At 63.0% G+C, this 25,523-nt stretch carries 25 protein-coding genes and 1 riboswitch; of the genes, 8 read left to right on the top strand and 17 right to left on the bottom strand.

Features of this window, described 5'->3' with window-relative positions; genetic code table 11:
- Positions 1 to 12: 12 nt before the first annotated feature.
- Entirely contained in the window at positions 13 to 678 is a 666-nt protein-coding gene (locus tag U5760_RS21145; RefSeq protein ID WP_322014242.1) for a response regulator transcription factor, read from the bottom strand.
- 153 nt (positions 679 to 831) lie between these two features.
- Between U5760_RS21145 and U5760_RS21140 the strand changes: the two genes are divergently transcribed.
- Complete coding sequence (locus U5760_RS21140; RefSeq protein ID WP_322014241.1) at positions 832 to 2,061, top strand: hypothetical protein; 1,230 nt, start codon at positions 832 to 834, stop codon at positions 2,059 to 2,061.
- A gap of 113 nt (positions 2,062 to 2,174) precedes the next feature.
- Here U5760_RS21140 and U5760_RS21135 read toward each other — a convergent pair whose 3' ends face one another.
- The 9 genes from U5760_RS21135 to U5760_RS21095 all read right to left on the bottom strand — a co-directional run bounded on the left by U5760_RS21135 (position 2,175) and on the right by U5760_RS21095 (position 11,147).
- Entirely contained in the window at positions 2,175 to 2,843 is a 669-nt protein-coding gene (locus U5760_RS21135) for a 2-dehydro-3-deoxy-6-phosphogalactonate aldolase (RefSeq protein ID WP_322014240.1), read from the bottom strand.
- Between the two features lie 113 nt (positions 2,844 to 2,956).
- The gene (locus U5760_RS21130; protein WP_322014239.1) at positions 2,957 to 3,880 is read right to left on the bottom strand and encodes a 2-dehydro-3-deoxygalactonokinase; all 924 of its coding nucleotides are present in this window, start codon (positions 3,878 to 3,880) and stop codon (positions 2,957 to 2,959) included.
- Positions 3,881 to 3,973: 93 nt separating this feature from the next.
- Positions 3,974 to 5,098 (bottom strand): mandelate racemase/muconate lactonizing enzyme family protein, encoded by a 1,125-nt coding sequence (locus tag U5760_RS21125; protein WP_322014238.1) that lies wholly within the window; start codon positions 5,096 to 5,098, stop codon positions 3,974 to 3,976.
- Between the two features lie 80 nt (positions 5,099 to 5,178).
- Positions 5,179 to 6,255 (bottom strand): ABC transporter ATP-binding protein, encoded by a 1,077-nt coding sequence (locus U5760_RS21120; protein ID WP_322014237.1) that lies wholly within the window; start codon positions 6,253 to 6,255, stop codon positions 5,179 to 5,181.
- Entirely contained in the window at positions 6,242 to 7,201 is a 960-nt protein-coding gene (locus U5760_RS21115; RefSeq protein ID WP_322014236.1) for a dihydrodipicolinate synthase family protein, read from the bottom strand. Before U5760_RS21115 ends, U5760_RS21120 begins: the two co-directional genes overlap by 14 nt.
- Positions 7,198 to 8,016, bottom strand: a complete 819-nt coding sequence (locus U5760_RS21110) for an SDR family NAD(P)-dependent oxidoreductase (protein WP_322014235.1) — start codon at positions 8,014 to 8,016, stop codon at positions 7,198 to 7,200. The genes U5760_RS21115 and U5760_RS21110 overlap by 4 nt, the downstream gene beginning before the upstream one ends.
- Positions 8,013 to 8,852: a carbohydrate ABC transporter permease gene (locus tag U5760_RS21105; protein ID WP_322014234.1), complete on the bottom strand. Its 840-nt coding sequence runs from the start codon at positions 8,850 to 8,852 to the stop codon at positions 8,013 to 8,015. The genes U5760_RS21110 and U5760_RS21105 overlap by 4 nt, the downstream gene beginning before the upstream one ends.
- Before the next feature lies 1 nt (position 8,853).
- Entirely contained in the window at positions 8,854 to 9,687 is an 834-nt protein-coding gene (locus tag U5760_RS21100; RefSeq protein WP_322014233.1) for a sugar ABC transporter permease, read from the bottom strand.
- A 188-nt stretch (positions 9,688 to 9,875) separates the two neighbouring features.
- Complete coding sequence (locus U5760_RS21095) at positions 9,876 to 11,147, bottom strand: ABC transporter substrate-binding protein (protein WP_322014232.1); 1,272 nt, start codon at positions 11,145 to 11,147, stop codon at positions 9,876 to 9,878.
- Positions 11,148 to 11,197: 50 nt separating this feature from the next.
- Here U5760_RS21095 and U5760_RS21090 point away from each other — a divergent pair, with 50 nt between their 5' ends.
- Positions 11,198 to 13,099: an SMP-30/gluconolactonase/LRE family protein gene (locus tag U5760_RS21090; RefSeq protein ID WP_322014231.1), complete on the top strand. Its 1,902-nt coding sequence runs from the start codon at positions 11,198 to 11,200 to the stop codon at positions 13,097 to 13,099.
- Positions 13,100 to 13,460: 361 nt separating this feature from the next.
- Positions 13,461 to 14,456, top strand: a complete 996-nt coding sequence (locus tag U5760_RS21085; RefSeq protein ID WP_322014230.1) for a porin — start codon at positions 13,461 to 13,463, stop codon at positions 14,454 to 14,456.
- 256 nt (positions 14,457 to 14,712) lie between these two features.
- Here the strand turns inward: U5760_RS21085 and U5760_RS21080 are convergent, their stop codons facing one another.
- Positions 14,713 to 14,967, bottom strand: a complete 255-nt coding sequence (locus tag U5760_RS21080; RefSeq protein ID WP_322014229.1) for a DUF4148 domain-containing protein — start codon at positions 14,965 to 14,967, stop codon at positions 14,713 to 14,715.
- A 334-nt stretch (positions 14,968 to 15,301) separates the two neighbouring features.
- Here U5760_RS21080 and U5760_RS21075 point away from each other — a divergent pair, with 334 nt between their 5' ends.
- The gene (locus U5760_RS21075; protein WP_322014228.1) at positions 15,302 to 16,507 is read left to right on the top strand and encodes an NAD(P)/FAD-dependent oxidoreductase; all 1,206 of its coding nucleotides are present in this window, start codon (positions 15,302 to 15,304) and stop codon (positions 16,505 to 16,507) included.
- A 93-nt stretch (positions 16,508 to 16,600) separates the two neighbouring features.
- On the opposite strand, the gene U5760_RS21070 is transcribed toward U5760_RS21075, so the two are convergent.
- A complete protein-coding gene (locus U5760_RS21070) occupies positions 16,601 to 17,128 on the bottom strand; it encodes an Rrf2 family transcriptional regulator (protein ID WP_322014370.1) in 528 nt (175 codons plus the stop codon).
- A 367-nt stretch (positions 17,129 to 17,495) separates the two neighbouring features.
- Between U5760_RS21070 and U5760_RS21065 the strand changes: the two genes are divergently transcribed.
- Entirely contained in the window at positions 17,496 to 17,762 is a 267-nt protein-coding gene (locus tag U5760_RS21065; protein ID WP_322014227.1) for a hypothetical protein, read from the top strand.
- A 176-nt stretch (positions 17,763 to 17,938) separates the two neighbouring features.
- On the opposite strand, the gene U5760_RS21060 is transcribed toward U5760_RS21065, so the two are convergent.
- From U5760_RS21060 to U5760_RS21045, 4 genes are all read right to left on the bottom strand, one after another.
- Positions 17,939 to 18,829 carry a hypothetical protein gene (locus tag U5760_RS21060; protein WP_322014226.1) on the bottom strand — a complete coding sequence of 297 codons (891 nt, stop codon included), beginning with the start codon at positions 18,827 to 18,829 and terminating at the stop codon, positions 17,939 to 17,941.
- Between the two features lie 315 nt (positions 18,830 to 19,144).
- A riboswitch (Fluoride riboswitch) is annotated at positions 19,145 to 19,217 on the bottom strand.
- Between the two features lie 61 nt (positions 19,218 to 19,278).
- Positions 19,279 to 19,653 carry a DUF190 domain-containing protein gene (locus U5760_RS21055; RefSeq protein ID WP_322014225.1) on the bottom strand — a complete coding sequence of 125 codons (375 nt, stop codon included), beginning with the start codon at positions 19,651 to 19,653 and terminating at the stop codon, positions 19,279 to 19,281.
- A 138-nt stretch (positions 19,654 to 19,791) separates the two neighbouring features.
- Positions 19,792 to 20,349 carry an inorganic diphosphatase gene (locus tag U5760_RS21050; RefSeq protein WP_322014224.1) on the bottom strand — a complete coding sequence of 186 codons (558 nt, stop codon included), beginning with the start codon at positions 20,347 to 20,349 and terminating at the stop codon, positions 19,792 to 19,794.
- Positions 20,350 to 20,415: 66 nt separating this feature from the next.
- Complete coding sequence (locus U5760_RS21045; protein WP_322014223.1) at positions 20,416 to 20,754, bottom strand: hypothetical protein; 339 nt, start codon at positions 20,752 to 20,754, stop codon at positions 20,416 to 20,418.
- 87 nt (positions 20,755 to 20,841) lie between these two features.
- Here U5760_RS21045 and U5760_RS21040 point away from each other — a divergent pair, with 87 nt between their 5' ends.
- From U5760_RS21040 to U5760_RS21030, 3 genes are all read left to right on the top strand, one after another.
- Positions 20,842 to 21,795 carry a LysR family transcriptional regulator gene (locus U5760_RS21040; protein WP_322014222.1) on the top strand — a complete coding sequence of 318 codons (954 nt, stop codon included), beginning with the start codon at positions 20,842 to 20,844 and terminating at the stop codon, positions 21,793 to 21,795.
- Positions 21,796 to 21,926: 131 nt separating this feature from the next.
- Positions 21,927 to 23,324 (top strand): ATP-dependent RNA helicase DbpA, encoded by a 1,398-nt coding sequence (dbpA, locus tag U5760_RS21035; RefSeq protein ID WP_322014221.1) that lies wholly within the window; start codon positions 21,927 to 21,929, stop codon positions 23,322 to 23,324.
- A 152-nt stretch (positions 23,325 to 23,476) separates the two neighbouring features.
- The gene (locus U5760_RS21030; RefSeq protein WP_322014220.1) at positions 23,477 to 23,788 is read left to right on the top strand and encodes a high-potential iron-sulfur protein; all 312 of its coding nucleotides are present in this window, start codon (positions 23,477 to 23,479) and stop codon (positions 23,786 to 23,788) included.
- 98 nt (positions 23,789 to 23,886) lie between these two features.
- On the opposite strand, the gene U5760_RS21025 is transcribed toward U5760_RS21030, so the two are convergent.
- Positions 23,887 to 25,416, bottom strand: a complete 1,530-nt coding sequence (locus tag U5760_RS21025) for a sulfurtransferase TusA family protein (protein ID WP_322014219.1) — start codon at positions 25,414 to 25,416, stop codon at positions 23,887 to 23,889.
- Positions 25,417 to 25,523 lie beyond the last annotated feature (107 nt).

Below are 25,523 nucleotides of genomic sequence, written 5' to 3'. Positions count from 1 at the left end.
ATGGTCCCGCGATCATGCTTCGGAAAGATCGATGGTCCAGCCGAAGCCACGCAGATTACGAATGACCTCGTATCCGAACTTCTTCCTGATCGAATGAATGAGCACCGCTACGGCGTTGCTTTCGACTTCCTCCCCCCAACCATAGAGACGATCTTCGAGTTGCGCGCGCGACAGGATCGCACCGGGCCGTTCGAGCAGCGCCACCATCAGCGCGAACTCCCGTGCGGGCAGCATTTCGCGGCGGCCGCGAAACGTCAGCTCACGCCGGTCGAGATCGAGCCCCAGCGTGGCGTTGCCTAGCACGGAAACGCTTGCGCCCGCATGTCGGCGCAAAACGGCGCGTATGCGGGCCATCAGTTCCGACGTGTTGAACGGCTTGAGCAGATAGTCGTCGGCGCCGAGATCGAGGCCGCGAATGCACGTGTCGATGTCGTCGCGCGCCGTGATGATCAACACGGGTGCCGCGCAGCCGTTCGCGCGCACGGCTGCGAGCACGTCGATGCCGTCGGCGCCCGGCAAGCCGAGATCGAGCAGCACGACCGCATAGGCGTTGTCGAGCACGGCGCGCCTCGCGCTCTCGCCGTCGCGCAGCCAGTCCACGCTATAGCCGGCGTCTTTCAATGCGCGCATCAGGCTTTGGCCGATATCAATATCGTCTTCGACAATGAGGATGCGCATGATTCGAACTCCCCAGCCCGCGGCTGTTGGCTAAACACGAACCGCATGGTAGGCCCGCATATTTAGCGCAGAGTTAGCAACGCGAATCGCCATCCTGAGCCATGGCGCTCACTTGCCTCTAACTTTACGAGATCACTCTAATTCTCATCATCCGTGGGCGCCCTGCGTTTTCTGAACATGCTGACGTGGAGGCGCGCCCCTGCCGGCGGCGGATCTCATTTCCAATCCTTACCCATGCCATTCGGAAAAATGCTCCCGTTCAATAAAATTCCCGCTCCCTCCACGATCGGAAAAGCCATCGTGGCAGCTCTGTTGATCGGCTCGATTAGTGCATGTGGCGGCGGTGGCACCTCGCCATCCATTCCCAACCCACCGCCTCCGCCGCCGCCCGCGACGCAGTCCATCGTCAGCGTCTTCGCCGGTATCCCCGGCGCCACAGGCAACGTCGATGGCGCATTGAACACCGCGCAATTCAATTCGCCGCAAGGCATCGTGGCGGATGCCGCGGGCAACATCTACGTGGCCGACACCGACAACTTCACGATCCGCAAGATCAGCGCCGGAACGGTGACGACGATCGCCGGCGCGCCGGGCGTCGCCGGCTGGGCGGATGGCATCGGCAACAATGCGCTCTTCAATGGCCCCTGGCTCATGGCCGTCGATGCGGCCGGCAATCTCTATGTGACCGACCAGGGGGGCGACATGGCGGCGGCCATCATTCGCAAGATCACGCCAGCGGGACAGGTCACCACGCTGACCAATCCGGCGACGGGTCAGGCGATCCAGACCGACGGCGGTGGCGCCATCGCTGTCGATAGCCAGTCCAACGTCTATGTCTTTTCGTCGACACCCACGCAGCCAAGCGTGCTCGTTCAGATCACACCTGCAGGCGTGGTAAACACGATCGCGCTGACGACGACCGCCGGCACACCGCTTGCCCTCGTCAATCCACAGGCTCTCGCCATCGACTCGGCCAACAACCTCTATATTTCGGATGACGATCTAACGGGTAACGCCGGTGCGCTCTACAAGGTCACGGTCAACGGCGTCAACGGCACCGTGACACAGCTCGCCGGCACGACGAGCGTTTCGGGCGCCACCGATGGCCCCGGCAGCTCTGCCACGTTCGACGGCCTTAGCCAGATCGCGCTCGATCCCGCCGGCAACATCTACGCGAGCGACTATAACAACAGCACGATCCGCGAAATCTCGCCGGCCGGCATGGTCAGCACGGTTGCCGGCATAGCCGGCCAGACAGGTCTTTACCCCGGTGCGCAGCCCGCGCCGCTGCCCGACATCGGCGCGCTGCTGTGGCTCGGCCAGACGCTTTACGCGACCGATATCGACGACAACGTCGTGCTCGGCATCAGCCACATGCCGTGACCCACGCAAGCGAGCTGGCTGGGCATGACGGCATTACGCTCAGCCAACTTGCGGCCTTCCGGTGAAAACCGCCAGCGCACCCGCAATTTTTCGTTGCTTAGGTTTCTTAACGATCAGAGGAAATTGGCGCGAAAACCGTTGATGTACGCCTTCGCGCGCGAAACCGTGACCGCAGCGCACTGCCCCGGCTTGTACAGCCCGGAGCCGAGACCGAAACCGTTTGCTCCCGCGGTGAGGAACGGCCCCATGTTGTCCGGCGTGATGCCGCCGACCGGAACGAGCGGCACTTCCTCTGCCAACACGGCACGCCACGCCTTGATGACATGCGCGCCCAGTTGCTCGGCCGGGAACATTTTGAGGACGTCGGCGCCGTGCTTCAGCGCGAGGAACGCTTCATCCGGTGTCGCCACACCCGGTGCGCAGGCGAGCCCCAGCGCCTTTGCGGCAAGCACGACTTCGGCATCGCCGTGCGGCATCACGATCAGTTCGCCGCCTGCCGCTCTCACGTCGCGGACCAGATCCGGTCGCAACACGGTGCCGGCTCCGACGATGGCGCCGTCCGGCAACGCCCGCCGGATTGCCGCGATGCTCTCGAACGGCTGCGGCGAATTGAGCGGAACTTCGACAATGCGAAAGCCGGCTTCGTAGAGTGCGCGACCGTGATCTGCCGCGTCGGCCGGTGTAATGCCGCGCAGGATGGCGATCAATGGACACGCCCTGAATGCGGCGGCTAACCCAGCGTGCGGCTGGTACGGGGCAGGCAGATTCATGTGAGCTTGCATGTCGATTCGTTGTTTGTCGCTACCAGTCCTTTCTTGAGCAATGGAGCGAGCCTGGTACTCCTGCGGTTCGCATCCGCAAGGGACGCCCCGAAACCTTCGCCGCGCCGGGTTCTTCAGGCCGATTCGCTCACCAGGATACCGGCCTCTCTGGCGACGCAGACATGGCCCTGAATCGTAGCGCCGTCCGGCGCACGAACCGAGCGCAAGCTAGCCATCTCCAGCACTGCTTCGTAACGGCAGCACAAATCGTCGTCTCCGATCACATAAAGGGGTCGTTCTGTGCTCAACTTCTCCGCGGCCAGTGCGCTCGCGACCTCCACGCCGATCAGAATGCCCGAGAGATAGTCAGGCAAGCCCGTCGCGGGCACTTCGCCCATCAGCCCCGCCGTGCGTGCGGCAAAGATCGCGTGTGTGGCTTGCGCCGGATTGTTCAAACCGAGCGTAGCACCGCGCGCAAAGGCCCCCTTATCGCCGACGCCAAACTCCATCAGCCGGCCTAGTATGCCGTGCTTCGTGAGCAAACCGTACAGCTCGCCGGTCATATACGTGGCAAAGCGTGTGATCCGCGATTGTTCATCGACGAAGGCCCATTTGCTGTGGGTGCCGGGCAGCACGCACACGCTGTCGGGTTCCACGTCGGCGCCCCAGATCTGGGTCTCTTCACCGCGCATGACGTCGTACATCGTCGTCTTCGAACCGCACCGCAAGCCGGGAATGATGTGCATGTCGACGCGGTCCGAGATTTGCAGCGTCGTGAGCGCGCGGGCCGCGGTTGCCGGCGTCGCGGGACAGTCGAGATAAGGCGCTTCCCTCCAGCCTTGCCGGCTGCCGATCATCCCGCTCGCCACGATCGGGCAGCCGAAAGTTTCGATCCAGTCGCTGCAGATCGCGTTCAGCGACGCCGGGAACTGGCGATCCTTCACCGACATCACGCCCCCCGCGGCGCTGCGCGCCTCGATGATTGCGCCCTCTTCCGATACGAGTACGGCGCGCAGACTCGACGTCCCCCAATCGAGGCTAATGAACGATGGCTTCATAATATGGAATCCTTATCAAAATACAGACTAGACATCTCGAAGTATTCACGACGCAGCGCGAAGTAACTCATTCACGCTGCATCCGGTTGGTCTTCACACAACAGGCTTCTTTCGAATGTGCTGCCACAACTTCTCATTGGGCTCGATGCCAAGTCCGGGCCCCTCGGGAAGGTGGAACACGCCCTCAGCGCAGCGCATGGTCGTTTTGACGTATTGCAGATTGCGATCGAAAACCGAGTGCTGGTATTCGTGCATCGGCGCATTCGGAAGGGCGGCCGTTGCATGCAGGCTCGCCGCCTGGAAAATGCCCACGCCGATGCTCGCGTGCGGAATCACCTTCATGTGGAACGCGTTGGCCATCCGCGCAATCTGCATGAACTGGCTGATGCCGATATGCCCCATTTCCGGCTGGACGATCGACATCGAGCGCCTTTCCAGACGCGGGAGATATTCGAATACCGTGCGCCACTCCTCTCCCAACGCCAGCGGCACCCGGATATTCGCCCCCACGTGCGCCTGACCTTCGATATCCTCGGGCTGGACCGGCGCCTCGACGAAGTACGGGCGATACGGCGCGAGGCGGTCCACCAGCTGGATCGCTTCTTGAGCCGTGAATTTCCAGTGCAGATCGACCATCAACTCCACGCTGTCCCCGAGCCCCTCACGAAGTGCGCGCATTTCGTCGACGATACCGTCGAAAGACACCGCCGAGTGATACTTGAACGCGTTGAACCCCTTGGCCACGAAGGTGCGCGCCAGCGCCACGCGTTCGTCCAGCGACTTGCCCGGAAGCCCCGATACATAGGCAGGAATCAGGGACCGGCGTTGCCCGCCGATGAGCTTGACCACCGGCTGTCCGACCAGCTTCCCGAACAGGTCCCAGATCGCGATGTCTACGCCGGCAATGGAGTCGACGTAGAAGCCGCCGAAAAACCCCCGCACCCGCATCATGTCGTACAAGTCTTCCTGGATCACCACGGCGTCGCGCGGATCGCGTCCGATAACGGCCGGTCCCAGCACGTCGTCGATGATCGCGGTCACGGCTTCCGGCGCGACGATGCCGTAGGTCTCGCCCCATCCTACCGTGCCGTCGTCGGCGGTCAGCTTGATGAGCACCGACATGTCGGTGGTCGGATAGATCGTCCCGTTGCCTTTGCGAATCAGGTAGCCGCGGCTATTGACCTGCTCGTCCTTGCCAAGACCGCCGAGGTAAGGCACGTCGCGCGGGATCGAGACGATAAACGTCTCGACCGACGCTATTCTGGGTGCGGTATTCATATCGATCGTAGTGTGAGAAGTCAGGATGCCGAAACGCGCAAGCCGTTGCCGTCGAACAGATGCACTTCTTCGTCGATGAAGGCGAGGCCTACCGTGTCTCCCTTGCCACAGGTCGTCGCGCCATCGAGCTTCACCATGATCGTTCCGGCCGCCGTCTTCACATACACGAACGTCTCACTGCCAAGTCGCTCGGCCAGATTGACTGTGCCGGTCAGGGCGGCATCCTGCACCGCCACGATGCGTGTGTGCTCGGGCCGCACGCCGAGCGTCACGTTCTGATCGGCGATGGGCTGGGTCGTCGGCACGCGCAGGCGGCCGGCAGGCAGGTAGACTTCGACCGAATGCGAATTCAGCGGCCTGGCCGTCACTTCGATGAAGTTCATTTTCGGCGAGCCGATGAAGCCCGCCACAAACTTGTTCGCCGGATGCCGATACAGGTCCAGCGGGCGCCCCACCTGTTCGACCTTGCCGTCGCGCAGGACGACGATCTTGTCCGCGAGCGTCATCGCTTCGACCTGATCGTGCGTCACGTACACGAAGGTCGTACCGACTTCCTCCTTGATCCGCGCAAGTTCGAGCCGCATTTCGACGCGCAGGGCCGCGTCGAGGTTGGAAAGCGGTTCGTCGAACAGGAACAGCGAGGGTTCGCGCACGATCGCGCGGCCAATGGCCACGCGCTGACGCTGTCCGCCGGACAGGTCCTTCGGTCTTCTGCCGAGCAGGTGCTCGATCTGCAGAATACGCGCGCTCTCCCGGACCTTGGTTTCGATGTGAGCCTTCGGCACATTCGCCATCCTCAGCCCGAAGCCCATGTTTTCCGCGACGTTCATGTGGGGGTACAGCGCATACGACTGAAACACCATCGCAATACCGCGCCTCGCGGGCTGCAACGCGGTAACGTCTTTACCGCCAATCGAAATCTGGCCAGACGTGCTTTCCTCGAGTCCGGCGATCAGTCGCAACAACGTGGACTTCCCGCATCCGGACGGTCCGACGAACACGCAGAATTCGCCGTCGTCAACGTGCAGGTCGATGTTGTGAATGACGGACGCGTCGCCGAATGACTTGTGAACCTGACGCAATTCAAGCTGTGCCATGGATCCCGTCTCCGATAGTGGAAAGCAATTGCTGAGGAATCAGAAGATCGTCGATGTCGTGCAGGAAGTCGTCGACATCGGCCGCATCGGCGGCATCGAGCAACGGGCCCGCAGCGCGCTGCAAGCGGCACTGAATCAGTCCGCGGCGATGCAGCACATACTTGGTCAGCGACCAGCGGAACACGGCTTGCACGTTCAGGATCGGCAGCATGCGGGTGAACAGCACCCGCACCTGATCGCTCTGGCCGGCCCTGTGCGCCTTGAACAGCTCGACATGAACTTCCGCAAGTTCGACCGCCGGCATGGTGCCGCATGCACCGCGCCGCAGTTCATCGGTAATGTAGCGTCCCCCCGCACCCCCGAACACGCCGAGCAACGTCTCGGGCGCGCTGCGCTTGATGATCGACAGGCGCTGGCCGCTCGGCAGCGTCTCTTCCTTGATGTACTGAATCGACGGCACCGCGCCCAGAATTTCGAGCAGCACCTCAGGATCAAGACCCGCGCCGACGGGCGCCGGCACGTTCTGCAGCATGATGGGGGTGTCGGGAACCGCTGCCGCTACCCGGCTGAAAAATTCGATCTGCGATTGCGCCGTCCTGCGCTCCGGCGGAACAGCGATCATCAGTGCCGCCGCGCCGCCCTTCGCCGCCGCTTGCGCGATGCGAATGGTGACTTCGGCTTCGGTACTGGAACAGCCGGCGACCAGCGGTACACGGCCATCGATTTCGTCGAGTACGGCATCGGTGAGCACCATGCGCTCGTCGGCGGTCAATTGCCCGAATTCGCTGGCGACGCCGGGATACGTAATGCCGTCCACACCGGCCGTCACGAGGTAGCGCACCAGATTGCGCAGGCTGGCGACGTCGGGGCTCCCGTTCTCCAGGAACGGGGTCGGCAATACGGGAAAGACGCCAGCCAGACTTCCGTTGGCGATCGTCATCGTCATTTCTTGTTCTCCACGATATGCAGGGGAGGAAGTCCCCACGAAGCACGAATATGGCCTGAAAGCAGCGCACTCGCAGCCAGCGACGTCAGGCCGCCGTCGAGCGGCAGGTCCACGCCCGTGATGAACGACGACTCGTCGCTGGCGAGAAACACCGCCGCGTTGGCGACATCGGCGGGTTCACCGAGCCGGCCGAGCGGGTAGCTCTGCGCGACGGCGGCAAGATCGGCCGGCGTGAGTCCCTGCGCCGTACGCTCCGTGACGATGAACGCCGGCGAAATCGCATTGCAGCGCACGCGCTTGATGCCGAACTCCACGGCGATCTGCTTCGTCAGCGCATGCACCCCGCCTTTGGCCGCGGTATACGCTGCGAGGCCAGGATTGGCGACGAGCTGGTTGACCGACGCGAGATTGATGATCGATCCGCCGCCGCGCGCCGCCATTTCCGGTACGGCGGCGCGGCAAAAGCGAAACGTCGCGGTCAATGCCGAGTCGATCGTGCTCGCCCACCCTTCGTCGGTCTCGTTCGTGATGCTGGCGCCCGTGTAGCGAACGGCATTGTTGACGAGAATGTCGAGCCCGCCGAAGTGTTCCTTCGCTGCGCGAATCGCCTCGTCCACGGTCGATTGCGCGTGTGCGTCGAGACACAGCATGCAGACACGATCGCCCGGCAGTCCGGCGACCGCGCGCTGCGCGCTCTCCGGCGAAAGCTCCACCGCCACGACCTTTGCCCCCTGCGCCACGAAGCGTTCGAGAATCGCCCGGCCAATGCCAAGACCTGCCCCCGTGACGATCGCCACCTTGTTCGCGAGTCTCATGATTTGACGGCTCCCGCAGTCAGACCTTTGATGAAGTAGCGCTGCAGAAAGCCGAATCCCAGCACGACCGGCAACGAAATCACGATCGACTCGGCCATCGCCCCGCCCCAGTTCGCACGGCCTTCACCCAGATAGCTCAGCAGCAGACCCGGGCCGACCGTGCGCAAATCGGGCGAGGTAATCAGCGTCAGCGAGAACAACAGGTCGTTCCAGGCCCACATGAACGAATACAGGCCGACGGTCACCATCGCGGGAATCGCGAGCGGCAACACGATCCGATGCAGGATGTATATCTCGCTGGCCCCATCCACGCGCGCCGCCTCGATGATTTCGCTCGGGATGCTGATGAAGTAGCTGTACAGCATGTAGGTCCCGCTCGGCAGCGCCAGGATGATGTACGCAACGATCAGACCGACGCGCGTGTTCAGCAGGTTGGCCCACTGCAGCATCGGGTAGACGCTGATGAGCAGCATCGCGAACGGAAACATCTGCGCCGAGAGCATCATGAACATCAACGGCTTGCGGCCGAAGTAGCGGAACTTGGCGAAGCTGTAGGCTGCATAGGTCGACAGCATGACCGTCAGCAGCGCGCCACCGCCCGCCGTGATCAGGCTATTGCGCAACTGCATCAAGGTTTCGCTGTGGCCGAACAGCCCGCGATAGTTCTCGAGTGTCGGCGCATGCGGAAGAATGGAAGGAATGCGAACGAATACCTCGCCTTCCGGCTTGATCGACGTGAGCACCATCCAGAGGATCGGCAGAAACAGAAAGCCGCCGATCGCGAGCAACATCACTGTAAAACCCGAGCGTGCCCGCCAGTTGTTGAGAAGCAACATGCTAGTTCTCCCGCTTGAACAGAATGCGCAGATAGAAGATCGAAGGGATCGCGATGGTCAGGAACCAAAGCACGCCGATCGAGCATGCGCTGCCGATATCCCAGTTCTGGAACGCCTCTTTGTAGACTTCGATGGACAGCATCGTCGTCGCTTTGACCGGGCCGCCCTGCGTGAGCGCATAGATCACGTCGAACGCCTGCAGGTTGCTCATGGCGCCGAGGATGGTCACGATGATGATGGTTGGCGCGAGGTGAGGCAGCACGACATAGCGGAACACGGCAAGGTTTTCGCAGCCGTCCACCCGCGCCGCATCCATCTGGTCCTGCGAGACGCCCTGCAGGCCCGCCAGGAAAAACGCCATGAAGAGCGGCACCGAAACCCAGACGCGCGTGAGGATCACGGCCGCCATGGCCGAGTGCGCTTCGGCGAGCCAGGGGACCGGATCGTGGATGATGCCCAGTTGCAGCAGGATCGCGTTGAGAATGCCGTACTGACCGTTGAAGATCCACGCCGCCAGAAACGCCGTAACGGTCGAGGGCAAGACCCAGGGCAACAGCGAAAGCGCCCTCAGTAACGCTTTCCCCCTGAACGACTGGTTGAGCACAACAGCCCACGCGAGACCGAGGACGAGCGTGATGCCGGTGGTCAACACGACGAAGATCAGCGTGTTGAACCAGATCGACAGCGTGTCGGGGTTGCTCAACAGCCTTTTGAAATTCTTCAGTCCGATGAAGCTCGGCTCGTCCATCTCTATCGTGTAGCGATAGAACGAGAGCTTCAGCGATTGAAGAAACGGAATCAGAATGACGAGAAAAAATGCGATCAGCGAAGGCACCGCGAAGGCGAATCCAACCCTTCGTTCATGCGACTTCAGTGATCGACGCTGCTTCGCGGTCCGAATATCGGATCGCGCCGTGGATAAGCTAGCCATGTTCGTTGAAACCGGGTTCGGTTTAAGGGATTAACCGCGGGCACGCATACGTTCGCGGCGCAACCGGACGTGCCAATCCGGCTGGCCCCCGCTCATTCGATGGCCTCGCCGAGCCGTTTGCTCATGGTGTCGATAGCTTCGGCCGCCGACTTCTGCCCAAGCACCGCGGCTTGCACCTGCTCGCCGACGATAACCGTGAGGTCGGCCACGTTCGGGAACACCGCCAGTTCATCGCGCGTGGCATTGCGCGCGTTCCTGGTCCAGTTCGCGACATACGGGTCGCCGGACAGCCTCGCGATCGCACTGCGCGTCACGGGGAACAGGCCGACCTGATGGAAATACTCGAGTTGCGGCGCGTCGGTCAGGCTGAGATAGGAGACGAACTGGGCGGGCGCCGACTTCGCGTCGAAGCTTTGCTTGTCGGTGGCGAAACTGCCGAACAAATGCCCCCAGGCAAACGAGCGCGGCACGTCACCCGGCTTCAGGACCGGCGTCGCAACCGACAGGACGTTCGCGTCGAAGGCCGCGCCCTTGCCGGAATTGTCGCGGGCGAAACCGCGTGCAAGCGGCGCATCCTGGTAGAAGGCACAGTGGTTCTGCGCGAACAGGCGGCGCGCATCGTAACGGTCCGTGTCTTTCGCGGCCAGACGGTCTTTCACGAGATCGCTCATGAATTCGAGAGTACGCACGGCAGCCGGGCTATTGACGACAACCTGGCCCTGTTCATTGAAGATGTGGCCGCCGAAGGTCCACAGCCAGGTCTGGAAGTCTCCCACGACCGACGCATTGTCCTTGGTGGACATGGCGTACGGCACCGACTCCGGAAACTTCGCCTTGATCGCCTTGAGCGCTTCGATAAAGGCATCGATCGTGACCGGCGGCACGGAAATACCCGCTTCCTTCAACATGGCCGCATTGGCGACCATGGCGATCGAACCCATGGTCCACGGCATGCCGACCTGCTTGCCCTTGAATTGTCCCAGTTTCAGGATGCCCGGATCGATCACCTTTTCCAGCGCCGCCTTGCCAAAGACGTCGTTGAAGTCGACCATCTTGCCCGTGCCGCCGAATTGCGGCAGCCATTGCAGCGTCAGTTGGGCCACGTCGACCGGCTGGTGCGCGCGCAGTCGCAGGAAGAGATTTTGCTGCATCTGCGCATAAGGGAATCCCACGACGTTCATGGACGCACTGGGGTCGCTCTGCGCGAACTGCTGAAACATCCTGGCGATCGTGGCCTTGCTGGCCGCTTCGTCCTGGGTCCAACCCACATACGTGAAACTGGCGTTCGTGGCGGCTCTCAGCAGAGCGGGCGCCATCACGGACGAGGCGGCCATCATGGAAATGAATTTGCGTCGTGTCAGCACAGTTTCTGTCTCCTTGTTTCTATAATTGGAACTTGTGTGTTCATCATAGCATGGCGTTTTTAAAAGTTCCATCTAATAGAACAACATTCATCTGGGGGCAGGCTGACCTTACAATGCCCTCAGCAGATGCGTTCCAGCGGAACATGAGCGCGCTATTTACGCCAGAGGCGAAAAACTTGACCAAAGTAAAACGAAAACTCGTAGAAACGGCTCCTGCGAACGGAGCGGGCAGAGAGCCGGAAACCGAAGAACCAGCAGCGCTTGCTGCACCGGAAGAGAAAACCCCAGCTGGCGTGGGGGTGCTCGAAAAGGCGATGTACCTGCTGAACATCGTCTCCCAGGCTCCCGCGCCCATGACCTTCACCCAGTTGCTGCGCGCGTGCGGGCTGCCCAAAGGCACGCTGCACCGGATCCTCGCCACGCTCCAGCGCGAAGGGCTGCTGCGCCACGACGCCTACAGCAAGACCTTCCACCTCGGGCTGCGCTTTCTGGAACTCGCGCACGAGGTGTGGAGCGACTTCGATCTGCGGGTCGCCGCGCAAGACGAACTGGTGGTCCTGCGCGACCTGGTCGGCGAATCGGTGCATCTGGCCGTTCTCGACGGCAATAGCGCCGTGATCATCGCCAGCGAGGACGCGCGCCAGACGGGGCGCGTCGCGCTGGGCGTGGGCATGCGTCTGCCGCTTCATGCCAGCGCGGTCGGCAAGGCCATCGCCGCCTATCTGGACCCCCGCCAGCAACAGGACCTGCTGACCTCGACCTCCCTGGACGCACTCGGACCGCGAACGATCACGTCAATCGACGCCCTGCGCAGCGAGCTCGACCTGACGCGCTCGCGCGGCTATGCGCTCGCCAATCAGGAAAGTTCGGACAATTCAGTCGCACTGGCGGCACCGATTTTCGATTTCGAGGGCCGGCCGATCGGCGCCGTGGCAATCGCCAGCACGACGGGACGACTCGACGCGACACGCGCGCACAATCTCTCGGCGGCCGTCATGGGTGCGGCGCGCAAGATCTCCCATAACTCGGGCGGCCAGTCGATGTCGCTGGCGGCGAAAAGCCAGCCGCCCGCGCTGGCAAACGCGGACGTCCACTGCGTGAGCCAGGTGCCGTCGCTGCTCGGTGAGGCGCCCATGTGGTCGCCGCGCGACGAGGCGCTCTACTGGGTCGACATCCTGACACCGACCATTCATCGCTACGACGCAGTCAGCCACACCAGCACGGAGACCAAACTCGGCTCGATGCTGAGCCTCGTGATTCCCAAGGCGACCGGCGGACTGCTCATCGCGTCGCCGGGCGGCCTGATGACCGTCGACGACAACGGCAATCTGACCCGCTTTTCTCATCCCGAGTTCGACCGCCCCGGCAATCGCTACAACGACGGCAAATGCGACCGCATGGGCCGCCTGTGGGTCGGCACCATGGACATGGGCGCGGCGGCCAATCGCGGCAACCTGTTCCGGGTCGATGCGGATGGCGCCTGGAAGAAAATGGATACCGGCTTCACGGTATCGAACGGCCTCGGCTGGAGCCCGGACAATACGCGGATGTATTTCACGGATTCGCACCGCAAGACGGTCTATCAGTACGAGTTCGACCTGATCAACGGAACGATCGGCAATCGCCGTCCGCTGATCACGCTGGACTCGTCGGCAGGCTCGCCGAACGGGATGACCGTCGACGCGGACGGTTGCCTGTGGGTCGCCATGTGGGATGACTGGTGCGTGACGCGATTCGACCCCGAAGGCCATGAAATGACCCGCATCCGCATGCCGGTGCCGCGCCCCACCAGTTGCTGTTTCGGCGGCCAGAATCTCGACGTGCTCTACGTCACGAGCGCCCGCGTTCGGCTCGCCGAAGACCTGCTCAACAGCGCCCCGCTTTCCGGATCGCTGTTTGCGGTCAATATCCCCGGCGTGCGCGGGCTCCCTGAGACGACCTTCGCCGGATAGGCTCCCCAGCGCGCCGACGCGCACGACGTCGCCGGCACCGCCCGGCGACGTCGAAACCTTCCTCCGCCCCTTCCCGCCAGAGCTGGCCGCGCCTTGCGCCCGGGCAGCGGCGCGGCTCACGCACGAACCGCGTCCGTTTCAGGGCGCTGGTCACGATCAAACGCCTCCTTGAAGGCCACGCCATCGCGCAATCCCGCGGCTTCGCCTTACCCCTCTCCATGCCGTTTGCATGACGCCTGGACACGACAGGAAGCCTGGGGCTATCCCGAATCCTTTCGAAAACGACTTGCACAAGTTCCGATAAATGGTAGTCTCCGTTTTAAGTTCCGATGAACGGAACAAAACGAGGAGACGCTCCGCTATGAAAAAAAAGATATTCGTGGCCGCCCTGGCCACGCTTGGCGCAAATGCAGCAATGGCCCAGTCGTCGGTAACGCTGTACGGACTGGTGGACCTCGAGGTCGGCAAGTACGACGGCAGCAATGCCATCCGGATGAATACCGGGGCCACCAGTTTCTGGGGCTTGAAAGGGGTCGAGGATCTGGGAGGCGGGTACAGGGCGATCTTCCAGCTCGAACAGCAGTTCAATCCGAACAACGGCACGTTCTACAACTCCAGTTCGTTTTTCAGCGGTCGCTCGACTGTCGGGCTCGAGGGATGGTTCGGCCACCTCGCGCTGGGCCGGGATGTCAATGCGAGCCACTACGCCGAAGTATCGGCCGACCCGTTCGGTCAGAACGGCCTGGTGTCGGGCTACGGCGCGCGCGGCGGCATTTCGGAGGCGAACGGCGGTCCGGGGCAGATCGACACCGTGCGGACAAACAACTCCGCCAACTACGTGTACAAGTGGGCTAACTTGACGTTTCGTGCCCAGGTCGCGGCTCGCGACTCGGCGGTGACCGGCAACAATCTTCCCTACTCCACCTCGATCGTCTACGAGGATCCGAAACTCAAGCTCGCCGCTTCGTTCATCCGTCCGCAAGGCGACCACGCTCACTGGGCTTATACGGCCGGCCAATACGACCTCGGTCTCGCGCGCCTCTATGTCGGCTATGGTTTTGGACAGAACACGTTCAGCCAGACGATTCACAACCAGATGGTCGGCATCAACATTCCCCTTGGACCGGCGCAGGTCATCATGTCGACCTTCAGCCATACGACGTCCAACGGAAGAACCATTCAATGCCGCAGCGCATTGGGCTATTTCTATTTCCTGTCCAAAGCGACGAGCGTTTATGCCGATGTGGTCTACGACACGCAGACAGGCAAATACGCATACGGAACCGCGGGATGGCAGGCGACGGGCACGTCGGCCAGCGGCACAGGCTACACGGTCGGTCTGCGGCACCTTTTCTAACCGACCCTGGCACGACGGCAGATCACCTGTGAATTGCGGACAACAACGAAGTGGAAACTGAGGAGTACTTGACGGAGGGAGGGCATCGAGCGATGCCTCTTCTTCAGGCGTTTCACCCTGTCAACGCCGGGAAGAGCGTTTCACTTGCTGCCCGTTTTACCGGCCCGGTGGAGTGGGCCGGACTTTTTCGTCTGCGCGGAAAACGACTGGCTTTCCCTGGATTGGGCTCTTCGGCATTGTCGTCCCAATGCAAGCGCTATTGCGATGGGCCCCTTGCCGACGGCACAGCGGCGTTTTGGGTTTGCTTCGCAGCGACACGTGCTTCTGCTGCCTGAAGATTGCCGGGGTACTCGACATAGTCGACGGATCCGGGATGGAAGCCTGCATTCTCGACCGCGATGAGATCCGCAATGACTTGAGCACGGGTCAAGGGCTTACTGGACTGTGCGAAGGAAACCATTGGAGCAACTGATACAGCGAACATCACGGAGGCATACAAAAGGCGTTTCATGATGACATTCCTTCAAGGATAGGAGACGTCGTCACCGGCCACGCCGACGAGGCACCCGCAGCCGGTAAACCGATTGTAGCCCGACCCCACTTGTCTCGCCGAATACGCAACGCTCAATCGGCTCGTCGCTGGGCAACGGTCCGCCGCAGCAGTCGTCATCGACCGCAACCCGCCTCTGGCAACGACTACCTTCGGCGAAGGCGAGTCAGCCGATATCTCCGTCGCTTCGACCATTTCCGAAGCACATCTCGGGTGGCTTGCACTTCTAAACTACGACTCATATAATCCTAGTTATGAACTGCGTCCGCGCAGCAAGCACTTACAGGAGGTGGAAATGTCGAAGCGCATTCTTGTTATCGGGGCCGGGTTCGCCGGCATGTGGAGTGCATTGAGTGCCGCGCGTTTTTTCGATTTGCATGGCAGTCCTGACGTTGAGATCACGCTGATCGCCCCCGACCCTCACCTGCACGTGCGCCCGCGGCTCTATGAGGAAGGGCCCGCCAACTTCCGGGCACCGCTCGCAGAGATATTCAATGCCGTGGGCGTGAAGTTCGTGCAAGGCACCGTTGAGCGCATTCACGTGGACCGCCGCGCAGTAGACGTACTCAGCGCGGATCAACAGGCTTTGACGCTGGATTACGACCGCCTCGTGCTCGCGGCGGGCAGCCGCCTCTTCCGCCCCGCTATCCCGGGTCTCGCGCAGCACGCTTTCAGCGTGGACCAGACCGACGAGGCCGCGGCACTCGAAGCGCATATCCGCAATCTCGCGCAGCAGCCGGATACCCCCGCGCGCAATACTGTGGTGGTGGCAGGCGGCGGCTTCACCGGCATCGAAACAGCCGCGGAAATGCCGGCTCGCCTGCGAGCCGCCCTGGGCGAAAAGACGGACATCAAGGTGATCGTCATCGAGCGCAATGAGGCCATCGGCCCCGATCTGGGCGCCGGCCCGCGTCCGGTGATCGAAGAAGCGCTGCGCGAGCTCGGCGTAACCTCGCAGCTCGGTTCCAGCGTGGCGTCGGTGGACGCCGGCGGCGTCACCACAGCCGACGGCAAGCGCATCGAGTCGAGCACGGTCATCTGGACCGCCGGCCTGCGCGCCAGCGCGCTCACCGGACAGATCCCCGGCCAGCGCGACGCAACGGGACGACTTCGCGTCGACCGGAATCTCGCGGTAGTGGGTGTGCCCGGTGTCTACGCGGCGGGCGACGTGGCATGCGCGGCCACCGACGATGCGGGGAACCACACCATGATGTCGTGCCAGCACGCGATGAATCTGGGACGCTCAGCGGGACATAATGTGGCGGCCGATCTGCTCGGTGGGGAGCCGATTCCGTACAGCCAGCCGAAGTACGTCACGTGCCTGGACCTGGGTCCCTGGGGCGCGGTCTACACGGAAGGCTGGGAGCGCGAAGTGAAGATGAAGGGCGCGGACGCGAAGAAGCTGAAGCAGCAGATCAACTCCGAATGGATCTATCCGCCGCGTGCCGATCGTGAAGAGGCATTTGCCGCGGCCGATCCGCTGCGCATCGTGGTTGCGTAAGGCGGTCAAAAGGGCCTGGCATTTCGAGGCGTGCAGCGCGGGGAGGCATACCAGCGCACCCCGCGTTTCGTTGCGTCGTCGATCGATTTCGCCTCAGGCTTGCCGATCGCTGCGGCGATTGGCGGCACGCTCGGCAAACCAGTTGATCACATGATGGCCATAACTCGCCGGCGCCTTCGAATACGCACGGGTGGCGAGATCGGCGAGCGAGTGCTTTTCGAGTTCCTCGCGCATGGCACGCTCGGCACCCTGCATCACCGCGTGAATCGAACAGGTACCGCGCGTGGCCCACGTCGGCGGCTCTTGCTCGAACAGTGCACATTGGCCACGCACTTCACGGCAATCGAAAAGCTGCTTTTCGCCATCGATGGCTTCGACGACGTCGCGCACCGTGATTTGCGCAGCCGGTCTCGCGAGTGCGAAGCCACCGCGAATGCCTTCGGTAGACTGCACGATGCCGGCCTTGGCAAGGCGCGTGAAAAGCTTTGCGGCATAGTCCACCGGCACGCCCTGCATTTCGGCGAGATCGCGCACGCTTGCCTCGCGCACGCCGGCCGACGTGCCTGCGAGATAGAGCAGGCAATGCAAACCGTATTCGACGCCTGTACTGATAAACGACATGATATTACGACGACCAGAATTATCGGAGTTAGGAGGGTAACTTAAACCGGCCGCAAAGTCACGAACGGTATTCTCCCGAATGCGGACCTCATGCGCGTGCGAGTCGAACAGGAACAAGCCGCGCCTTGGGCAATACGCTGACCGGTTTAGCCGTGCCGTCTTTGCCGCTCGAATGCAGATCCAGAAAATATGGCCTGAGTTTTTTCGAACTACCAACCATTTCGTCTTGCGCACTCACTGAGTTCTCCCTGGTTATTTGCTGCATCGCGGTATATCAGATACACAAATGTCAGGGAATTTACCAAGTTTTCCTGATATGACAGCCGTGCGACTCTATACCGCAATGCCACTTCCTATGGAGACAGGCATGCACGCTGAAACGCTCAAGAATGCAAGAGTCGCCGTTTTTCTCAATCGGTCGGCGCTGTGTCTGCTGCTGTTGCCAGCTGCCTGCCTTTTCTGGGCACTCCACGCCTACCCTCCACAAGACGCCTGCTGGCTATGCCTGTCTCTTGCCACCTGGCTCTGGCCTTTCGCGGGACTGCTTTATCTGGTCTCCGCGGGGCTCCATGCCGGCAAACGCCCTCCGCGGATCGAAAAACATACCGGTTGGCGCAAGGCGCACGGGCATTAACGGCTTGCTGGTCAGCCGGGGCGCTCCGCTGTTGCTACCCGAGTAAAAGCCTTCTGGGGACAGAAGGCTTTTAGAGTCGAGGCGCATCCATTCAAAATGGATAGGTGCCTGCGCTCGCTTGCGGGAAATGCAGGTCGCGGTGCGGTCAGGACTGTCTACGCTCAACGCGCTGTCTCTCACAGCAACGTGAGAGAAAGAATCGCTACGAGCAACCCGCCGATAAGCGCGAGGTAGACGTTCAGATTGCCCGACTGCAGGGCGCGCAGCCGCTCGGCGCATTGATTCACGATCCAGATAGCCGGCTCGAACAGGTGACGTTCGAAGAGATCGGTCACACCTGAAGCAAACACGAGCCGCTTGATGAAATATTCACGCTGCTCGTGTTCGCGCGTGGTGTTCATGGTCGGCTGGTAGACGAAGCTATAGAACGTGCGCATGGCGTTCGAGAAAGTGAGCGCCGTTGTTGTCGCCTCGCGCCCGTTCGCCGTCATGCCACCGAACCAGACCGGCACGCGGCGGATCGCGTGCCGCTTCGTCAACTCCAGCAGTGCAACGGGCACGATCGCCAGCAGCGGCATAACGATCACGAGCTTCGAGGGCGAGATAAACGCGAACTGGTCCGTGAGCGGCACCAGCAACCAGCCCGACACCATCGCCTGCGGGCTATTCGCGTGGAAGAGCGCTTGCGCGCCGCTCGCGAGCGCATTGAGCCACAGTGGCGCACCCACTGCCACCGCGAGCACGCCTATCCCGAGTATCCCCACGGCGACCGCGCTTGCCGGAGGCACGTTCGGTGTGACCTCGGTGTCGGGCAGCCCCAGCAAGCCGAGCCCGAACACTTTGACGAACGTTGCGAGCGCAACGGCGGCGGCCAGCGCCAGCCCCGCCCCTGCCAGCACGAGTACCAGCCGCCCGACGAACGACGCCTGCGGCGGCACTGAGGCAAGGCTAATGACAGCGAACACCGCGCCGAACCCCAGCAGGAAGCCGCTGCAACGCAGCCATCCGCGCGGCACGATGTCGTAGCTGCTGCAGGCCGCATAGATTCCATCGGCAGTGAGGAACAACGCGCCTTTGGCGAGCGCATGCCCTGCGAGATGCAGTAAAGCGACCGTCCACGCGAGGCCCGCGAGGTCGCCGAGGTGATCGGCACGAAAGAGCTATGTCGCGCCTAGCAGGCTGAAGGCCGCACCCATGGGCCAGCGTCCGGAACCACGGGAAAGCAGAGAACCGAACCAGCGGGCCAGCGCGGCCGGTGGATGGGGACAAAGCAAGGAGGGTTATGCCATGACAACTCGCTCGCGCATCCCATCATCTTCGCTTTTTTCAGGTATTCGGTTGCCCGTGAGTGCGAACCGACCAACCATGCCTACCGGCCCCGGGGGCTGTTAGGCATCATTAGCCGCAGGGAAAACAGCGCGGCGGTTCAGGGACAATGTCATCTCCACCTGATTCTGTTTCGAGCATAGGCAAGCGGCCGCGACATGCAAGACCGCGCGGTGGCCTGCGGTCGCTATTAATGAGGCGGTCGTCGGCCGAAAAGCGGGAAGTGCCGTTTCGCCGCTGCGGTCTGCCCCTCATCGCCCAGAAGACCGAACTCGATGGGCGTGCGCGTATAGAAGACGTGGACGCGCTCCTGCTCGACCAGTTGGAGCATGCGGTCCGCCTCGTCTTCGGTCACCGCCAGGATAACCTGGACGGGCTGGTCCGCAAGCCTCAGGGCATGAGCCGCATGATGGGCACCTGCTTGGCCCGTGCCTTCCGCACAGTTGATGACGGTGGCGCCATGAATGCCCAGTTGCTTTGCCTCGTGCAACAGCCATTCCGTGACCGTATGGTGGCCGTGACGGCGATTCTGTTCCGTGTAGAACGTAAGCTGGTAGCCGTTCATGTCTGCCTCCGTCGATCGGCACCCCTGCACGCGTGGTGGCGGGTGCGGCACCTATGAAAATTCTAGTGCATGGGAAGCGTTACGCACGATACTGCATTGCGCCAATGCGGCGGCGAGGCGAGCGGGACGCAGCGCCGCTCACGCGTGGGGGCGGTGAAACGCGGCGACCGCCTGCCCGATGGCTTCGAAGGCGGCGTCGATATCGGCCCAGCCTTCGGGCCGCACCCACTTGCCCGGTTCCAGCTTCTTGTAGTTCTCGAAGAAGAACGGGATCTGGTTGAGCGTGAATTCGCCCACGTCCGCCAGTTCGCGAATCGCTCGCGTGGCGGGACACACGCTGTCCACGGGCACCGCAATGACTTTCTCGTCCGGACCGGCCTGGTCGGTCATGTTCATGAGACCGAGCGGGCGGCACGAGATCAGCGAAAGCCGTTCGAGCGGAAACGGCGCAACGACGATGATGTCGATCGGATCGCCGTCGCGCGCGAGCGTGCCGGGAATGAAACCGTAGATGTAGCTGCGGTAGGCCACGTAGAACAGGATTTCACGGTCGAACAGTCCGCGTGATTCAACTGGAAATTCGAAAGCAGTGCAAAAGACCCGGGATCGAGTTCGGCCACGCAATCTAGAATCCGCGCTTCCACATGATTCATCTCCGGCCAATACTTCAGTTCGACGCGATGATCCTTGACACACCGCCTTGCTTGAAGCGGTCGAAGATATTCACCGCATAGGCGCTGTAGTCGCGCTCACCGTCGTAATTCAACACGGTGACTGTGCCGCCGTCGATGTGAACGCAATAGCGCACGGTATCGAGTGCGGCCCTGAGCGTGAATGCCTGAACTCCGTTCGATAGCGCGTTGCGTTCGAGGTCGCGAAAGGTTCGAGGTCGCGAAAGACATCGTGCCGGTAGACCACGGCGCCCTCGCCCGGCAGATTCGTGCGAAAGAACGGTACGAGGTTGTATTCGTCGTACCCGCGCGTCACGTCGGCCACGACCTGATCGAGGTTCAGGTCGCCGAAGAAGTCGGGCTCGGCCACATCGGCGCGCGGCGGCCCATCGGCAGGGGATTCGAAGAGGATGCGGTGGAATGCCTGCAAGTCAGGGCCGATACCTTACAATGCGCCCAGGTTAGCGCCACGACGCCCCCATACCGCCCATCATCGCCCCACGCGAGGAGCCCGCTCATGAAACTGCACCAACTGCGCGTGCTGCTCGCGCTCGCGCAGCACGGCAGCATGCACGAAGCTTCACGCAGTCTGCACATCTCGCAGCCCGCGCTCTCCAAGGCCGTGGCGGAGCTGGAGCGCGAGTTGGGCGTCACGCTGATGTCGCGTTCCGTTCGCGGCGTCAGCCTCACCGACTATGGCCGCGCGCTCGCCAAACGGGCGAACGTGGTCGAGCACGAGTTGCGTCACGCGCTCGAAGACATCGAAGCGCTGCGCGGCCGCGCCGAGGCCCAGCTCAATATCGGCTTTACCGCTGTGGCTTCCGCCGGGCCGCTCCCCGAATCGATCGCGGCCTTCCGCGTGCGTTTTCCCGGCGTCGCCCTGCGCGCCTACGAAATGCGCCCCCAGCAGGTGCTGGAGGGTTTGCGCGAAGGCCACCTCGACCTCGCGCTCATCTCCACGAACAGCGGCCCCGGCACGAACGCGTTCCAGTGGGAGCCGCTGTTCTCGGTCGGCATGGTGCTCGCGGCGCGGCCCGGTCATCCGCTTGGCCGCGTCACGCGCCTGCGCTCGCTGCTCGACGCCGACTGGCTCACGCTCGATCCGCTCGACGATCCCGGCAGCCCGCTCGCGAGCCTCATGCGACTGCACCGGCTCGACATGCCCGAACGCATCGTGCAGAGCGCATCGAATCTCCTCGGCCTGCAACTGGCCACCTGCACCGACCTCATCAGCATGTGGTCGGACTTCGTGTTCTATGGGTCCGGCGGCCCGCTCGTGCTCAATCGGGAGCGGCTCAAGCCCATTCCGATCCGCGACGAACTGCCCGACTTCCACGTGTACATGGTGTACCGCTCGACCGACCTGATGACCCAGGTCTGCACCGAGTTCAGCAAGGAAGTGCGCCACCGCTCCCGCACGATGGTGTCGCCGCGCACAGCCTCTCCGCCCGCACGCAGTCGCAAAGCCTAGGGGCCGTTCACTGTTAAAATCGCGGGACACGCGACGATCCCTCGCGCCCCGATCCACCCTCCGCATCGACGCAATGCCGCCTGCCGGCCGCGTTGCATCCGGCCCGATGTCGCGTTCTTCGCGAGACCCGTATGACGAACACACCCACTGCCACGCCCTTCAGCGCGCTGTCTCTCGCGCCCGCCACGCTCGCCAACCTCGAGCGCCTGGGTTATGTCGAGATGACGCCCATCCAGGCCGCGAGCCTGCCGATCGCGCTCGCGGGCCACGATCTCATCGCACAGTCCAAGACCGGCAGCGGCAAGACGGCGGCGTTCTCGCTCGCGCTGCTCTCGAGGCTCGACGTGCGCCGGCAGGATGTGCAGGCCATGATCCTGTGCCCCACGCGCGAACTGGCCGACCAGGTCGCCACGGAAATCCGCCGCCTCGCGCGCGCGGAGGAAAACGTGAAGGTGCTGACGCTGTGCGGCGGCACGCCCATGAAGCCGCAAACGGCGAGCCTCGAACACGGTGCGCATATCGTCGTGGGCACGCCCGGGCGCATCATGGACCATCTGGAGCGCGGCAGCCTCACGCTCGATTCGCTCAATACGCTCGTGCTCGACGAAGCCGACCGCATGCTCGACATGGGTTTCTTCGACGACATCGCCAAGGTGGCGCGCCAGTGTCCCAAGGAGCGCCAGACGCTGCTCTTTTCCGCGACCTATCCCGAAGGCATCGCGAAGCTGAGCCAGCAGTTCCTGCGCAACCCGAAGGAAGTGAAGTTCGAGGAACAGCACGACAACAGCAAGATCCGCCAGCGCTTCTACGAGGTGAGCGAGGACGAGCGCCTGCATGCCGTGGGCATGCTGCTCAATCACTATCGCCCCGTGAGCACGCTTGCGTTCTGCAACACGAAGCAGCAGTGCCGCGACCTGCTCGACGTGCTGCGCGCGCAGGGCTTTCACGCGCTCGCGCTGCATGGCGAGCTCGACCAGCGCGAACGCGATCAGGTGCTGATCCAGTTCGCCAACCGCAGTTGCTCCGTGCTGGTCGCCACCGACGTGGCCGCGCGCGGCCTCGACATCGCGCAGCTCGAAGCGGTGATCAACGTGGACGTCACGCCCGACCCGGAAACCTATGTGCACCGCATCGGCCGCACGGGCCGCGCCGATCAGGACGGCTGGGCGCTGAGCCTCGCGAGCATGGACGAAATGGGCCGCGTGGGCGGCATCGAGCAGGCCCTCAAGCGCGAGGTCGAATGGCACCCGCTCGCCGAACTCAAAGCCACCAGCAACGAGCCGCTGCTGCCGCCCATGGAAACGCTGCAGATCCTCGGCGGCCGCAAGGACAAGATCCGCCCCGGCGACGTGCTGGGCGCCCTCACGGGCGAAGCGGGCTTCAGCGGCGAGCAGATCGGCAAGATCAACGTGACGGACTTTTCGACCTACGTGGCCGTGGAGCGCAGCATCGCGCGCAATGCGCTGCGCAAGCTCAACAGCGGCAAGATCAAGGGCAAGAAGGTCAAGGCGCGGGCGATGGAGGAATGAGTTTGCGCCTTGCATGAGCCGGCGCCGCGGCGCTCGCGCAAAATCACCTTGCGCGAGACGCCGGCTCGCCATAGTCTGTGTACAACGGAGTTCGACCTCGACGTCAACCCGCGCGGCCCCACCCCACAGCCGCCTACACAGGAGACTTGCCAATGCCATGCTCACGCCGGCGCTTTATCGCCATTGCCGCGGCACTTGCTTCCACCCCGGTTTTCATCGAAGAAGCGCGAGCCGACGCCCCCATGGTGTCGGAAAGCGACCCCACCGCCCAGGCGCTCGGCTACAAGGCCAATGCATCGCAGGTGGACAAGGCGAAGTACGCCAAATACCAGGCCGGACAATCCTGTTCGACCTGCCAGCTATGGCAGGGCAAGGCCGGCGCGGCCAGCGGGCCGTGTCCGATGTTCGGCGGCAAGCAGGTGAGCAGCGGCGGCTGGTGCAGTGCGTACGTGAAGAAGGCCTGACACGTTCGCGCAGTCGCGCGCCCCGAATCGTTTTGATTCGCATTCCGATGTAATCCCGGGCCGGCAGGCCACCGGTCTGGTTTCCCTTTACACCTGACCTATACGCCGTGCCGTTCGCGCAATATGCACGAGGCTTCGGCGAGCGTGCGCAGCTTCGCCTCGGCAATCTGGCTGCTATTCACGGGTGCGTCCGCGAACGTCGCGAAACCACAGTCGGGATTAAACAGCACGCGCTCCTTGCCAAACAGCTGGATAGCCTGCTCGCCCTTCTTCACGACCTCGTCCAGTGGCTCCACGTGGACGTGCTTCTGGTTGCATAGCCCGACGCCGATACGCATTCTCTCCGGCAACGTGCCGAGCACGTCCATCTCGCCTGCGCGCGGCGTGCAGAGTTCGAGAAACAGCGTGCCGACGTTCAGCGCCCCCAGCGTGCTCACGAGCGGACGATAGTCGCCGGTCAGCGCCTTGCTCTCGTCGGTTGTCCAGTTTCCCCGGCACATGTGCAAGGCCACACGCTCCTGCGGGAAACCCGCCACGACGGCGTTGATGAGCTCGCGCGCAAATGCCAGTTCCGTCTGCGGATCGCTTTTCTCCGAGAGCGCCCCGCACATGAAGCTGCGCTGGCTCGCACTTCCCGAGAAAGCCACTTCGGAAAGCACCGGTTCGTCGAACTGCACGAGGGCCGCTCCCTCAGCAAGCAATGCGGCCAGTTCCTCGCGCAACACCCGCACGACGTCCGCCGCCAGCGTTTCGCGGTCCGCATAGGCACGATCGGAAATGCACTCCATCCACATGGTGCGCGTAAGCAGATACGGGCCCGGCAACGCAATCTTCACGGGGCGGTCCGTGAGCGTCCGGACGAAAGCCAACTCCCGCCCCGCGAGCGGCTGGCTTCGTCCCAGCGGCCCGAACACCGCCGGATGGCGCACCTCGCCCGCGGGCACATCCAGTGCGCGCAACTCAGTTTCAAATGCTTCGGGATCCTCAACGTAGGGCAGCAGGTCCGTGAGCGGAATCAGCTGGCAGTTGTCGAGCAGGCCGCCCACGAAACTCGCATAGCTGTCGCGGCGCTGCTCGCCGTCCGTCACCACGTCCGCGCCCGCGCGCAGTTGTGCGGCAACGGCGAGTTGCACGGCGTCGTCGGCACTGGCGGCGAAGCTGGCCTCGTCGAGGCGACCTTCCATGTGATCGTGCAGCGCCTGCAGCATCCAGCGCGGCCGGGGCCAGCTGCCCACCCCCATCACCGAAAGCGGGCGGATGGGCGCAGCGGGCGCGGGCACAGGCAGCGACGGCGGAATCACCACGGGCACGATCTGGATCGCGACGGCGGGGCGAGCGGTTTCGCGCACCGGCTCGGCAGGACGCTCGGCAAACTTTCCCTTGCAGACGAGAAAGCTGAACTGGCGCCCGGCCTTCGTGTACGAAAGCAGTTCGTTGCCGGTCATGCGGCACCAGGCGGGCAAGTCCGATTCGACGGAAATCTCGGTGGAGAGGATTTCGAGCAACTGTCCGCGTTCGAGCGGATCGATATGCTTGCGGATCAGCAACAGCAGGCCGTTGCCGCAATCGAGGTCGCCGCCGTCGAAGCTGACGTCGGGTGTATGGGCGTGATGTGCGGAGGGAAGCATGGTGTAACCGTGGGCTTGAGCAACGGGAACCGGCGTGCGCACGCCGGCCCGCGCGGCAGGCCGGCAGCGCCGGCGCATGCGAGCGCCGGCATCACCACGCCGGACGC

The organism is Paraburkholderia sp. J12, from assembly GCF_905220215.1.
GTDB lineage: Bacteria > Pseudomonadota > Gammaproteobacteria > Burkholderiales > Burkholderiaceae > Paraburkholderia.
Note: the sequence above shows the minus strand (reverse complement) of the source record. Positions and strands in the feature narration are given on the sequence as shown.

Coding starts and splice junctions, on each gene's coding strand:
- U5760_RS21145 (WP_322014242.1), bottom strand. CDS start 678: ATGCGCATCCTCATTGTCGAAGACGATATTGATATCGGCCAAAGCCTG.
- U5760_RS21135 (WP_322014240.1), bottom strand. CDS start 2,843: ATGCAAGCTCACATGAATCTGCCTGCCCCGTACCAGCCGCACGCTGGG.
- U5760_RS21130 (WP_322014239.1), bottom strand. CDS start 3,880: ATGAAGCCATCGTTCATTAGCCTCGATTGGGGGACGTCGAGTCTGCGC.
- U5760_RS21120 (WP_322014237.1), bottom strand. CDS start 6,255: ATGGCACAGCTTGAATTGCGTCAGGTTCACAAGTCATTCGGCGACGCG.
- U5760_RS21115 (WP_322014236.1), bottom strand. CDS start 7,201: ATGACGATGACGATCGCCAACGGAAGTCTGGCTGGCGTCTTTCCCGTA.
- U5760_RS21110 (WP_322014235.1), bottom strand. CDS start 8,016: ATGAGACTCGCGAACAAGGTGGCGATCGTCACGGGGGCAGGTCTTGGC.
- U5760_RS21105 (WP_322014234.1), bottom strand. CDS start 8,852: ATGTTGCTTCTCAACAACTGGCGGGCACGCTCGGGTTTTACAGTGATG.
- U5760_RS21090 (WP_322014231.1), top strand. CDS start 11,198: ATGGCGTTTTTAAAAGTTCCATCTAATAGAACAACATTCATCTGGGGG.
- U5760_RS21085 (WP_322014230.1), top strand. CDS start 13,461: ATGAAAAAAAAGATATTCGTGGCCGCCCTGGCCACGCTTGGCGCAAAT.
- U5760_RS21080 (WP_322014229.1), bottom strand. CDS start 14,967: ATGAAACGCCTTTTGTATGCCTCCGTGATGTTCGCTGTATCAGTTGCT.
- U5760_RS21075 (WP_322014228.1), top strand. CDS start 15,302: ATGTCGAAGCGCATTCTTGTTATCGGGGCCGGGTTCGCCGGCATGTGG.
- U5760_RS21070 (WP_322014370.1), bottom strand. CDS start 17,128: ATGTCGTTTATCAGTACAGGCGTCGAATACGGTTTGCATTGCCTGCTC.
- U5760_RS21065 (WP_322014227.1), top strand. CDS start 17,496: ATGCACGCTGAAACGCTCAAGAATGCAAGAGTCGCCGTTTTTCTCAAT.
- U5760_RS21055 (WP_322014225.1), bottom strand. CDS start 19,653: ATGAACGGCTACCAGCTTACGTTCTACACGGAACAGAATCGCCGTCAC.
- U5760_RS21040 (WP_322014222.1), top strand. CDS start 20,842: ATGAAACTGCACCAACTGCGCGTGCTGCTCGCGCTCGCGCAGCACGGC.
- dbpA (WP_322014221.1), top strand. CDS start 21,927: ATGACGAACACACCCACTGCCACGCCCTTCAGCGCGCTGTCTCTCGCG.
- U5760_RS21030 (WP_322014220.1), top strand. CDS start 23,477: ATGCCATGCTCACGCCGGCGCTTTATCGCCATTGCCGCGGCACTTGCT.
- U5760_RS21025 (WP_322014219.1), bottom strand. CDS start 25,416: ATGCTTCCCTCCGCACATCACGCCCATACACCCGACGTCAGCTTCGAC.